The organism is Kineococcus vitellinus (assembly GCF_009906315.1).
GTDB lineage: Bacteria > Actinomycetota > Actinomycetes > Actinomycetales > Kineococcaceae > Kineococcus > Kineococcus vitellinus.
Genome location: NZ_JAAALL010000129.1, coordinates 1 through 11,848 on the forward strand (window position 1 = coordinate 1; position 11,848 = coordinate 11,848).

Genomic DNA, 11,848 nt, shown 5'->3' on the forward strand with positions numbered 1-11,848 from the left:
GGGCCGTACAGCCCCTCGGAGGAGGCCGCCCGCCACCGCCTGGGGCTGGGCGCCGCGCCGGGGTGGGCCTCGGCGGGCTGAGGGGGCCGCGCGCACGGATCCTCCCCGGAGGTCGCACAGGACCGCGACGGAGGATGGACGCCGCGCGGCCCCCGCAGGTGCTCGGATGGGCGCGTGAGCACCCTCGACCCGCCAGGGATCGCCTGCCGCGACGTCAGCGTGCGCTTCGGCGCGGGCACGTCCGCCGTGCAGGCCCTCGACCGCCTCGACGTGACGATGGCGGCCGGGGCCACCGGACTGCTCGGCGCGAACGGCGCCGGCAAGTCCACGCTGCTGCGCGCCGCCCTCGGCCTGGTGCGGCCCCAGGGCGGCGCGGTGAGCGTCCTGGGCCTGGACGTCGTGCACGAGCGCGCCGAGGTGCGCCGGCGGGTGGGCTTCATGCCCGAGCACCCCTGCCTGCCGGCGGACATGTCCGCGCAGGACGTGTGCGTGCACCTGGCGCGCCTGCGCGGCCTCGGCCGCCGCGACGCCGTGCGCCGCACCAGCGAGGTCCTCTTCGCCGTGGGGCTGGAGGAGGAGCGCCGCCGCCCCGTGGGCTCGTACTCGCTGGGCATGCAGCAGCGCACCAAGCTCGCGCAGGCCATCGTCCACGGCCCCGACCTCGTGCTGCTGGACGAGCCCACCTCGGGCCTGGACCCCGCCGGGCGCGAGGAGATGCTCGCCATCGTGCGCCGGCTGTCCACCGAGCTGGGCATCCGCGTCGTGGCCAGCTCCCACGTCCTGGACGACATCGAGCGCACCTGCGACGAGGTCGTCGTGCTGCGCTCGGGGACGCTGGCCGCCCAGCGCCCCGTCGCCGTCGGCCACGACCCCTCGGGGGCGGTCGAGCTGCGGGTGACCTCCGACGCCGTCGCGTTCGCCGCGGCGCTGGCCCCGCGGGTGGAGCCGCTGGGGGTGCTGCTGAGCCCGACCGCCGCCGGCGACATCGGGTTGTCGGCCAGCCCGGACGCCGCGCTGGACGCGGTGCGCGACCTCGCCGCCGAGCTGGGCGCGGGCGTGACGCGGCTGGTGCCCGCCGCGCGCGGGCTGGAGGACGTCGTCGTCGACGCGATGGGAGGCACCCGTGGCTGAGGAACGCGTGGCCGAGGGGCGCGCGGTCCCGGCGGCCGCCGGGACGGCGCCGCGCGCGGTGCTGCACGACATCCGCTACTCGCGCTTCAGCGGTGCGCTGCGCCCGCGGCGCTCGGCCGTGGGGGCGTTCGTCACCTCCAGCGTGCGCCGGCCGCTGGGCCTGCGCCGCAGCGCCGGCGCGAAGGTCTGGCCGTTCCTGCTGCTGGCCGTGGCCTACCTGCCGGCGCTGGCCGTCGTGGCGGTGCCGCTGCTGGTGCCGGCGGTGCAGGTGCAGCCCACCGACCTCATCGGCTACTCGGCGCTGCTGGCGACGAACTCCGTGGTGCTGCTGGCCTTCGTGGCGACCTCGATCCCCTCGATGCTCACCCGCGACCGCCGCGACCGGGTGCTGTCGCTGTACTTCGCCACCGCGCTGTCGTGGCTGGAGTACGTCGTCGGCTCGGTGCTCGCGGCGCTGTGGCTGCTGGCGCTCATCGTGCTGGGGCCGATGCTCGTGCTGTTCGTCGGCTCCATCGCCACCGCCGACGCGCCGGGCACCTGGGCCGCCGACCACGCCGGGGACCTGCCGCGCATCGTGCTGGCCTCCGCGGTCGTCGTGCTCTTCCACACCTCGCTGGGGCTGGCCGTGGGGTCGCTGACCTCCCGGCGGGTCTTCGCCGTCGGCGGCTACCTCGCCGTCGTCCTCGTCGGCCCGGCGCTGGCGGGCGTGCTCGCCGTCGTCACCGGCGACGAGTGGCCGCTGGCGCTGGACCCCTCCAGCGGGCCGGTGCGGCTGGCCGCCTCGATCGTCGACGGGGCGATCAGCGGGCCCGGTGCGCTGGCCTGGGTGGTGTGGGCGGTGGTCGTCGTCGGCGGCACCGTCGTGCTCGCCGCCCGCTACGGGCGCGGGAGCGACCGGTGAGCGCCCCGGTGACCGCGGGCGCCGCGGGGACGACGGTCGAGCTGACCGGGGTGAGCAAGTGGTTCGGCGACACCGTCGCCCTCTCCGACGTCAGCGTCCGGCTGGGCGCGGGCGTCACGGGCCTGCTCGGGCACAACGGCGCCGGCAAGTCGACGGCGCTGGCCCTGCTGGCGGGCGCCACCCGCCCCAGCCAGGGCGTCGTCCGCGTCGCGGGGCTGGACCCGCACGCCGACCCGGCCGTGCACCGCGTGCTGGGGATCGTCGCCGACGGCGAGGGCACCTGGGCGCACGCCAGCGCCCGCACGCAGGTGGAGTTCCTGGCCCGCCAGCGCGGGGTGCGCTCCCCGGCCCGGGCGGCCGCGGAGGTCCTGGCGGCGGTCGGGCTCACCGAGGCCGCCGACCGCCGCGTCGGGGGTTTCTCCAAGGGCATGCGCCAGCGGGTGAAGCTCGCGCAGGCGCTCGTGCACGACCCGCAGGTGCTGCTGCTGGACGAACCCCTCAACGGCCTGGACCCCGCGCAGCGGCGCGCCGACGTCGACCTGCTCGCCCGCCTCGGGGAGCAGGGGCGCACGGTGCTGGTGAGCTCGCACGTGCTCGCCGAGGTGGAGCGGATGGCCGAGCGGGTGCTCGTCGTCGTCAACGGCCGGCTGGTCGCCGAGGGGGAACCCACGGCCATCCGGGAACTGCTGGTGGACCGCCCGCGCACGGTGCGGCTGGAGGGGGGACGCGTGCTGGAACTGGCCGGGGCGCTGCTGTCGGAGGGGCTCGTGGCCTCGGTGCGCCGGGAGGGGGCCGGTCGCAGCGGCGTCCTCGTCGAGGCGCCGCGGGCGGTGGCGCTCGCGGAGGCCGTGCCGCGGCTGGCGCAGCGCACCGGGGCGACGCTGCGCCGGGTGGAGGGCGTCGGGGAGGACCTGGAGAGCACGTTCGCGCACCTGGTGCGCGCGGCGAGGGGAGCGGGCCGGTGAGCGCGCTGTCCACCTCGCTGTTCGGGTTCTCGCTGCGCGGCATCCTCTTCCGCGGGCGCACGGCGGGTTTCGCGGCGCTGCCGCTGGTCGTGGCCGCGGTCGTCGTCGCCGTCATCGCGCTCACGAGCGTGCCCGCCCGCTACGGCGTGCAGGACACCTTCACCGGCAACCTGCTCACGGGTCTGGTCGTCCCCATCGTCGCGCTCGTGCTGGGGATCGGGGCGTTCGGCGACGAGCGCGACTCCGGCACGCTGCCGCTGCTGCGGGCCGTGGCCCGGCCCCGCTGGCACGTCGTGCTGGCGCGCTCCGCGGCGGCCTGGACCTCCACGGTCGTCGTCTGCCTGCCGGCCGCGGTGGCCTGCGCGGTGCTGGGGGTCTCGGTGCAGCAGCCCGCCGCCCGGGTCGTCGGCGGCATCGCGCTGGCGACGGCGCTGACGGCGGCGGCCTACTGCGGGGTGTTCGTGCTGCTGTCGCTGCTGACCCGTCGCGGGCTGCTGGCGGGCCTGGCGTACGTGGTGCTGTGGGAGACCTTCCTGGCGGGTCTGGCGCCCGCGCTGCGCGGGCTGTCGATCGGCTCCTACGGCCGCCGGGTCGCCTCGCTGGCCATCCCGGGCGACGTCCCGCTGGGCACGGTCGCCGCGACGGGGGTGGGCACCTCCGCGCTCGTGCTCGCCGCGGTGGCGGTGGTCTCGGTGGTGCTGGCCTCGTGGCGGCTGCAGCGGATGGACGTCTGAGGGCGCCGGCCAGGCCGGTGCGGCCTGCGCCTCGGTGCGCCCCGCGGTCGCGGGTGCACCGAGCGCGGTGCGCAGGCCGCCCCGGGTGCTACCGGTCCCGCGCGGCCCCCTCCGAGGGCAGCGCGGCCAGGAACTGCGGTGCCCGCAGCCGCCGGTCGGCGAAGGCGGCGGCGACCCCGTCGGCGACCGCCTGCACCCGCCCGGCGGGCAGCAGCGCGACGGCCGAGCCGCCGAAGCCGCCGCCCGTCATGCGCGCGCCGAGCGCACCGTGCGCGCGGGCGGTCTCGACGGCGAGGTCCAGCTCGGGGGAGGAGACCTCGTAGTCGTGGCGCAGCGACTCGTGGGAGGCGTCGAGCAGCGGGCCGATCTCGCCGGCGCGCCCGTCCTGCAGCAGCTCGGCGGTGCGCCGCACGCGGTCGATCTCGGTGACTGCGTGCCGCACGCGCCGGCGCAGCACCTGCCCGTCCTCCTGCGCGCCCACGCGCTCCAGCGCGGTCTCCAGCTGCGCGGGGTCGACCTCGCGCAGGGTGGGCACGCCCAGCAGCCGTGCCGCGCGCTCGACGTCGGCGCGGCGCTTGCCGTACTCCCCGCCCGCGTGGGAGTGCTCGGCGCGGGTGTCGACGACGAGCAGCGCCAGACCGGCGCCGGCGAGGTCCAGGGCCACCTGGCGCACGGTGTCGTCGCGGGTGTCGAGCAGGATCCCGCCGCCGGCGCGGCAGCGCAGCGACGCGGCCTGGTCCATGCCGCCGGTCGCCGCTCCCGCGACGACGTTCTCCGCCGCCATGCACGCCGCGGCCAGCGCGGCGCGGCCGGCGTCGTCCAGCGGTGCTCCGGCGAGCTCGGCGAGGGCAACGGCGACGGCGCACTCCAGCGCCGCGGAGGAGGACAGCCCCGAGCCCAGCGGGACGTGCCCGTCGACGAGGGCGTCGAAACCGCCGGTGAGGACCTCGCCGGTGAAACCCTGCCGCAGCATCGCCCACGGCACGCCGGCGACGTAGGCGCCCCAGCCGGCGGGTTCGCCCGGGCCGACGTCGGCCAGGCGGACCTCGACGTCGGAACCGCTCTCCTGCGCGGAGCGGACCCGCACCAGGCCGTCGGTGCGCGGTCGCAGCGCGACGAACGTGCGGTGCGGCAGCGCCAGCGGCAGGCAGAGCCCGCCGGTGTAGTCCACGTGCTCGCCGATGAGGTTCACCCGCCCGGGCGCCGACCACACGCCGGCCGGCTGCCCGCCGTGGGTGGTGGTGAACAGCTCCGCCAGCGCCTGCGCGGTCGCGCCGCGCCCGGGAGCCTCGAAGAACGGGGTCGTGGTCGTCGCGCTCACGGGGCCACCTCGCGCAGTCGTGCCGCCACCTTCTCGGGCGTGGTGTCGTTGATCCAGGCCGCCATCGCCGACTCCGAGCCGGCGAGGAACTTCACCTTCGAGGGGCCGCGCAGCACGCTGAACACCTGCAGGTGCAGCCGGAACTCCTCGCGGCCCTCGCGCACCGGCGCCTGGTGCCAGCCGGCGATGTAGGGCAGCGGGTGGTCGTCGGGGTAGTAGCGGTCCAGCCGGCCCAGCAGGTCCAGGTAGGCGCGCACGAGGTCCGCGCGCTCGTCGTCGTCGAGCGAGGCCAGGTCGGGCACGTCGCGGTGCGGGGCCAGGTGGACCTCGACGGGCCAGCGGGCGGCGGCCGGCACGTAGGCGGTGAAGTGCCCGGTCTCCAGCACGACGCGGGCGCCGGAGCGCCGCTCGGCGTCCAGCACGTCGCGGAACAGGTTGCGGCCCGTGGCCTCGCGGTGCTCGCGGGCCCGGCGCAGCATCGTCCGCGTCTTGGGGGTCAGGTAGGGGTAGCCGTAGATCTGCCCGTGCGGGTGCGGCAGGGTGACGCCGATCTCCTCGCCGCGGTTCTCGAAGACGAACACCTGCTCGACGCCCTCGGTCGCCGACAGCGCCTGCGTGCGGTCGATCCACGCCTCCAGCACGGTGCGGGCGCGGCGGGGGTCCAGCGTGCCGAAGGAGCCGTGGGTGTCGCTGCTGAAGCAGACGACCTCGCAGCGGCCGGCGGCCGGCCGGGTGGGCCACAGCTCCTCGCCGTCGACGAACCCGGCCTCGCCGCCGATGCGGTTGGAGAAGGAGGGGAAGCGGTTCTCGAACGCGACGACGTCGTAGCTGGAGTCGGCGATCTCGGTGGGGAAGCCCCCGGGGAGCGTGGGGGCCAGGGGGTCCTGGTCCGGCGGCGGCATGAGGGTGCGGTCGTTGCGGTGCGAGGCCATCGCGACCCAGTCGCCCGTCAGCGGGTCGAAGCGGACCTGCGAGCCGCCGCGCAGCAGCTCGTCGGCCGGCGGCAGCGGGCGGTGGTCGACGGCGTCGCGGACGCGCCCGCCGGACAGCCAGGGCTCGGTGTCGTCGAAGTAGACGATCTCCCGCCCGTCGGCCATCCGCAGGGACGTCCTGCGGAACTCGTGGGAGTTCCCGGTCATGCGCTTCCTCCATCGGTGGGACCGGCGAGCACCAGCTCGCCGACGAGTCCGGTGATCTCGGGGTGTGCCTCGGCGTCCAGCCCGCGGTCGGTGACCAGGACGTCGACGGCGTCGAGCCCGGCGAACGACATGAGGCCGACGACCCCCCACTTGGAGGAGTCGGCGACGACGACCACCCGCGCGGCGGCCGCCATGAGCGCCCGGTCGGTCTCGGCCTCGGACAGGTTCGGGGTGCTCAGGCCCGCTGCGGTGTCGAAGCCGTGCACGCCCAGGAACAGCAGGTCGACGTGCAGGCCGGACAGCCCGGCCTGCGCGACGGGGCCGACGAGGGCGTCGGAGGGGGTGCGGACCCCGCCGGTGAGGACGACGGTGCGGTCGTGGTCGGCGGGGTCGTGCAGCAGGTCGGCCACCCGCGGGGAGTTCGTGACGACGGTCAGCCCGGGCTTCTCGCGCAGCGCGCGGGCCACCTCCGCGGTGGTGGTGCCCGCCGACAGCGCGACCGAGGCGCCGGGTTCGACGAGCTCGGCGGCGGCGGCGGCGATGGCGCGCTTGGCGCCGGTCTGCAGCGCGGACTTGGCGGCGAAGCCGGGTTCCTCGCTGGAGCGCCCGCCGACGGCGGCCGCCCCGCCGTGCACGCGGGCGACCAGCCCGCGGCGCGAGAGCTCGCCGATGTCGCGGCGCACGGTCATCTCCGAGACGCCCAGGCGCTCGACCAGGTCGGCGACGCGGACGCCGCCGTGCTCGCGGACGGCCTCCAGGATCACCCCGTGGCGCTGGTGGGCGAGCAGGTCTCAGCCCTCCCGCACGACCGCGACGGCGCCGGGCTCCAGGTGCAGCGCGCCGTCGACGGCCTCGTCGCCGACGAGGTCGTGGCCGCTGACGCGCACCCCGGCGGGCTCCTCGCCGGTGTTGAGCGCGAACAGCCAGCTGCGCCCGTCGGCGGCGCGGCGGCGCACGAGGTCGACCGGGCCGGTGGCCTCGGCGACGGGTGCGACCCCGGCGCCCTCGCAGACCTCGCGCAGCAGCCCGGCGAGAGCCTCGTCGTCGGGGGAGGTGCCCAGGTACCAGGCGGCGGCGCCGGAGGGCAGCTCGCGCCGGGTCAGGGCGGGGCAGCCGGCGGTGGCGCCGTCGGCGTAGCGGGCCAGCACCTGCACGTCCTCGCCGGCCTCGGCCAGCTCGGTCCACACGTCGCCGACCGAGCCGTCGTCCAGCTCGCTCGCGACGCCCTCCAGCAGCGGGTGGAACTCCTCCACGCGCACCCCCAGCAGGTCGCGGAAGGCGCCCGGGTAGCCGCCCAGGCGCACCCGCAGGTGCTCGTCGACGACGCCGGAGAAGTAGGTGACCAGGACGTGGGTGCCGGCCTCGGCCGCGGCCCGCACGGCCCCGGCCGTGCCCGCGTCGGCCAGGTACAGCGTGGGCACGACGAGGACGCGGTAGCGCGCCAGCGTCGCGGCGAGGTCGTCGGGGTGGGCGCCGACGGGCACGACGTCGGCGGCGGTCTGCGCGGCCCGCAGCAGCCCGTGCACGCGCAGCCCGAGGTCGCGGTGGCGCACGCGCGCCGAGGGCAGGGTGGGCGACTCCATCGCCCAGGCGTTCTGCCAGTCGACGAGGAGGGCGACGTCGGCGTGCACGGTCGAGCCCGCCAGCTCCCCGAGGCGGTGCAGCACCGCGCCGAGGTCGACGACCTCGCGGAAGCGCTCGGAGTCCTCCCCGGCGTGCGGCACGAGCGCGGAGTGCCACTGCTCGGCGCCGCCGGCGGAGGCGCGCCACTGGAAGAAGCAGACGCCGTCGGCGCCGCGGGCGACGTGGGCCAGGCTGTCGGCCAGCATCTGCCCGGGGCCCTTGGCCACGTTGACCGGCTGCCAGTTCACCGCGGAGGTGGAGTGCTCCATGAGCAGCCACGGCTGCCCGCCGGCGGTGCCGCGGGTGAGGTCGGCGGCGTAGGCGAGCTCGGCGCGCGGGTCCTCGGTGGCGCCGGGGCCGGAGGCCACGAGGTAGTGGTCGTTGGAGACGACGTCCTGCTCGCGGGCCCAGCGCCCGTAGTCCACGGCCCCCAGGTCCGAGCCGACCATGAAGTTCGTCGTGACGGGGACCTCGGGGGTCAGCCGGCGCAGCACCTCCTTCTCGGCCAGGTGCTGGCCCAGCAGCTCGTCGGAGCTGAAGCGCGCGAAGTCCAGCGCGTGGGCGGGGTTGGGGAAGGAGGAGGAGAGCGCCGGGACCTGCACCTGCTCGAAGGAGGTGTAGTGCTGGCTCCAGAAGGCCGTCGCCCAGGCCGCGTTGAGGGCCTGCACGTCGCCGTGGCGCCCGGCCAGCCAGCGCCGGAAGGAGGCCGCGCTGACCTCGCAGTAGCAGCGGGCGTTGTGGCAGCCGAGCTCGTTGCTCACGTGCCACAGCCGCAGCGCGGGGTGCTCGGCGTAGCGGGAGGCGAGCGCCTCCACCAGCTGCAGGGAGCGCTCGCGGTAGACGGGGGAGCTGGGGCACCAGCTCTGCCGGCTGCCGAAGACGACGCGGCGGCCCTCGTGGTCGACGGGCAGGACCTCCGGCCAGCGCTGGGAGAGCCAGGCCGGCGGGGAGGCGGTGGCGGTCGCCAGCGAGACGCCGACGCCCCCGGCGTGCAGGTCGTCCAGGACGTCGTCGAGCCAGCCGAGCTCGAAGCGGCCGGGCTCGGGCTCCAGCAGCCCCCAGGCGAAGATGCCGACCGAGACGAGGTTGACGCCCGCCTCGCGCATGAGCCGCACGTCCTGGGCGCGGACCTCCTCGGGCCACTGCTCGGGGTTGTAGTCCGCGCCGAAGACCAGGCCGGACCGCTGCTCACCGGGGCCGCCCGGCACGTCGCTCCACCGCCGCACCCGGGAAGCATGCCCGCCCCGCTGAACGTCGTCAACCAGAACCGCACACAACCGGACAGGAGCCCGCGCTCGTCCACCCCGCCGCGGCTGGCAGGATGGGGGGCATGCCCGAGCAGCCTGCGGCCGAGACGACGGTAGAGCGCGCCACCACCGGCGGCAGGCCGCGCCTGCTGTCGGGGATGCAGCCGACCTCCTCCTCGCTGCACCTCGGCAACTACCTCGGGGCGCTCAAGCAGTGGGTCGCGCTGCAGGACAGCCACGAGGCGCTGTACTGCGTCGTGGACCTGCACGCCCTCACCGTCGGCCCCGACCCGGCCGCGCTGCGCGAGCGCACCCGCGCCACCGCCGCGCAGTACATCGCCGCCGGCGTGGACCCCGCGCGCTCGGCGCTGTTCGTGCAGAGCCACGTGCCCGCGCACGCCGAGCTGGCCTGGGTCCTCTCCTGCCTGACCGGCTTCGGCGAGGCCGCCCGCATGACCCAGTTCAAGGACAAGTCCGCCAAGCAGGGCACCGAGGGCACGACCGTCGGGCTGTTCACCTACCCCGTCCTGATGGCGGCCGACATCCTGCTCTACCAGGCCGCCGAGGTCCCCGTCGGCGAGGACCAGCGCCAGCACCTGGAGCTGACGCGCGACCTCGCCCAGCGCTTCAACGGCCGCTACGGGGAGACCTTCACCGTGCCCGAGCCGTACATCCTGAAGGAGACGGCCAAGATCTACGACCTGCAGGAGCCGGGGTCGAAGATGAGCAAGTCCTCCTCCTCGCCGGCCGGGATCGTCGACGTCATGGACGAGCCGAGGGTGACCGCCAAGAAGATCCGCTCGGCCGTCACCGACGCCGGCCGCGAGGTGCGCTACGACCCGGTCGGGAAGGCCGGCGTGTCCAACCTGCTCTCGATCCACTCCGCCCTCTCGGGGCGCAGCCTCGCCCAGCTGGAGGAGGACTTCGCCGGCCGCGGCTACGGCGACCTCAAGAAGGAGCTCGCCGAGGTCGTCACCGACGCCCTGGCCCCGGTGCGCGCCCGCGCCGCCGAGCTCACCGCCGACCCCGGAGCCCTCGACGAGGTCCTCGCCCGCGGCGCCGAGCGCGCGAACGAGATCGCCGAGCAGACCCTGGCCACCGTCTACGACCGCGTCGGCCTGGTCCGGGCCCGGGCGGGCCGCAGGTCGTGAACGACCGGGTGCGCACCATCGGCGTGTCCATCCCGGTGCCCGCCCCGCACGCCGCGGAGCTGACGGCCTGGCGCGCCCGGTTCGGCGACCCGCTCGCCCACGCGGTGCCGCCGCACATCACGCTGCTGCCGCCCTCGCAGCTGCACCTGGACGACCTCGACGCCGTCCGCGAGCACCTGGAGACGACGGCGGCCGCCTGCGCGCCCTTCGAGGTGGTCCTGCGCGGCACGGCGACCTTCCGCCCCGTCTCGCCCGTCGTCTTCGTGCAGGTGGCCCGCGGCATCTCCGAGTGCGAGCTGCTGCAGGCCGCCGTGCGCACCGGCCCGCTGCGCCGCGAGATCGCCTTCCCCTACCACCCGCACGTCACGGTCGCCCACGACGTCGAGGAGGTCGCGCTCGACCGCGCCGAGCTCGTGTTGCGCGACTGGGAGGCGACCTTCACCGTGAAGGGGTTCAGCCTCTACGAGCACGGCGCCGACGGCGTCTGGCGGCCACGGGAGGACTTCGTCTTCCAGCAGTGAGGGGTGCGGGCCGGGCGTGAGCGCCGTCGAGCAGGCCAAGAGCGCGATCACGACGGTGACGCGCAGCTTCCCCGCCCGCGTCTGGCAGCGCTACGGCGACGCCCGCGGCAACGTGCTGGCCGGTGGCATCGCCTACTTCGCCTTCTTCTCCATCTTCCCCGCCCTCGCCGTCGGGCTGACGGTGCTCGGGTTCGTCATGAACGACGTGCCGCAGGTGCGCGACTACGTCGTGCGCAACCTCGTCGAGGGCGTCGACCAGTACGCCCCCGGGCTGGTGCACCAGGGCAGCCGCCCCGCCGGCCCGGCCGGCGAGGCGGCCACCGGCATCTACATCGACGACTTCCTGCGCGGCTCCGCCCTCACCTGGACCTTCGTGGTCTCGATCGCGACGTTCCTCTTCACCGGCCTGGGCTGGATGGACGGCATGCGCCAGGGCATCCGCGCCGTCTTCGGCGACGACCCGGGCGACGGCAACTTCCTGCTCGTGCGGCTGCGCGACCTGCTGGGGATGCTCGTCGTCGGCCTCGGCGTCGGGCTGTCGGTCGCCGCGGTCGTCGCCACCAACGGCGTCGGGGGCTACCTGCTGGACGCGACGGGCTTCGAGCCGTCCACCTGGTCGCGCTGGCTGCTGGCCGTGCTCGGCTTCCTCGTCGCCCTCGCCATCGACACCTGCACCTTCCTGCTCGTCTTCCGCGTGCTGCCCAACGCCGACGTGCCGCTGCACGACCTGCTGCAAGGGGCCCTGCTCGGCGGGCTCGGCCTGGGGCTGCTCAAGCAGTTCGGCACCTCCTTCGCCCGGCGCAGCGCCGAGGGCAACGCCTTCCTCGGCGCGGCCGCGACGCTCGTGGTGCTGCTCGTGCTGATGAACCTCATCGGCCGGCTCATCCTGCTGGCCGCCGCGTGGGCGGCCACCCGCGCCGACGACGCCGGCACGCTGCACCCGGACCTCATGGCGCAGGCGCGGCTGGCCGTGCCGCTGGGACCCGAACCCGGCCCCGAGCAGCGCCCCCGCACCGCGGGGCGCCCGTTCCTGTCCGGGCTCGCGCTCGGGGCGGCGGCCACCGGTGCGGGCGCCCTGGCGCTGCTGCGCCGCGCCGGCCGGGGCGGCGCAGCAG

11 protein-coding genes are annotated in these 11,848 nt (G+C 76.1%); 7 read left to right on the forward strand and 4 right to left on the reverse strand.

Features of this window, described 5'->3' with window-relative positions; all coding sequences use genetic code 11:
* Positions 1-174: 174 nt before the first annotated feature.
* The 4 genes from GTQ99_RS12620 to GTQ99_RS12635 are packed head-to-tail and all read left to right on the forward strand — an operon-like array spanning position 175 to position 3,731.
* Positions 175-1,131 carry an ATP-binding cassette domain-containing protein gene (locus tag GTQ99_RS12620; RefSeq protein ID WP_205707374.1) on the forward strand — a complete coding sequence of 319 codons (957 nt, stop codon included), beginning with the start codon at positions 175-177 and terminating at the stop codon, positions 1,129-1,131.
* On the forward strand, positions 1,124-2,032 hold the full coding sequence (locus GTQ99_RS12625) for a hypothetical protein (RefSeq protein ID WP_166616088.1): 909 nt from the start codon (positions 1,124-1,126) through the stop codon (positions 2,030-2,032). The genes GTQ99_RS12620 and GTQ99_RS12625 overlap by 8 nt, the downstream gene beginning before the upstream one ends.
* Positions 2,029-2,997, forward strand: a complete 969-nt coding sequence (locus tag GTQ99_RS12630) for an ATP-binding cassette domain-containing protein (RefSeq protein ID WP_166616089.1) — start codon at positions 2,029-2,031, stop codon at positions 2,995-2,997. The genes GTQ99_RS12625 and GTQ99_RS12630 overlap by 4 nt, the downstream gene beginning before the upstream one ends.
* Positions 2,994-3,731, forward strand: a complete 738-nt coding sequence (locus tag GTQ99_RS12635) for an ABC transporter permease subunit (protein WP_166616090.1) — start codon at positions 2,994-2,996, stop codon at positions 3,729-3,731. The genes GTQ99_RS12630 and GTQ99_RS12635 overlap by 4 nt, the downstream gene beginning before the upstream one ends.
* 88 nt (positions 3,732-3,819) lie before the next feature.
* Here the strand turns inward: GTQ99_RS12635 and galK are convergent, their stop codons facing one another.
* Genes galK through GTQ99_RS12655 form a run of 4 tightly spaced genes read right to left on the reverse strand, consistent with a single transcriptional unit; the run spans position 3,820 to position 9,040 of the window.
* A complete protein-coding gene (galK, locus tag GTQ99_RS12640; RefSeq protein ID WP_166616091.1) occupies positions 3,820-5,052 on the reverse strand; it encodes a galactokinase in 1,233 nt (410 codons plus the stop codon).
* A complete protein-coding gene (gene galT / locus GTQ99_RS12645; protein WP_166616092.1) occupies positions 5,049-6,191 on the reverse strand; it encodes a galactose-1-phosphate uridylyltransferase in 1,143 nt (380 codons plus the stop codon). Before galT ends, galK begins: the two co-directional genes overlap by 4 nt.
* Complete coding sequence (locus GTQ99_RS12650; protein ID WP_166616098.1) at positions 6,188-6,979, reverse strand: DeoR/GlpR family DNA-binding transcription regulator; 792 nt, start codon at positions 6,977-6,979, stop codon at positions 6,188-6,190. Before GTQ99_RS12650 ends, galT begins: the two co-directional genes overlap by 4 nt.
* Positions 6,980-6,982: 3 nt before the next feature.
* Positions 6,983-9,040, reverse strand: coding sequence for a beta-galactosidase (locus GTQ99_RS12655; RefSeq protein ID WP_166616093.1), 2,058 nt, complete (start codon positions 9,038-9,040; stop codon positions 6,983-6,985).
* Between the two features lie 104 nt (positions 9,041-9,144).
* Between GTQ99_RS12655 and trpS the strand changes: the two genes are divergently transcribed.
* The 3 genes from trpS to GTQ99_RS12670 all read left to right on the forward strand — a co-directional run.
* Positions 9,145-10,212 carry a tryptophan--tRNA ligase gene (gene trpS / locus GTQ99_RS12660; RefSeq protein WP_166616094.1) on the forward strand — a complete coding sequence of 356 codons (1,068 nt, stop codon included), beginning with the start codon at positions 9,145-9,147 and terminating at the stop codon, positions 10,210-10,212.
* A gap of 23 nt (positions 10,213-10,235) precedes the next feature.
* Positions 10,236-10,733, forward strand: coding sequence for a 2'-5' RNA ligase family protein (locus GTQ99_RS12665; RefSeq protein ID WP_338074956.1), 498 nt, complete (start codon positions 10,236-10,238; stop codon positions 10,731-10,733).
* Positions 10,734-10,749: 16 nt separating this feature from the next.
* On the forward strand, positions 10,750-11,848 hold a 1,099-nt coding region (locus GTQ99_RS12670; RefSeq protein ID WP_166616096.1), incomplete at its 3' end, for a YhjD/YihY/BrkB family envelope integrity protein.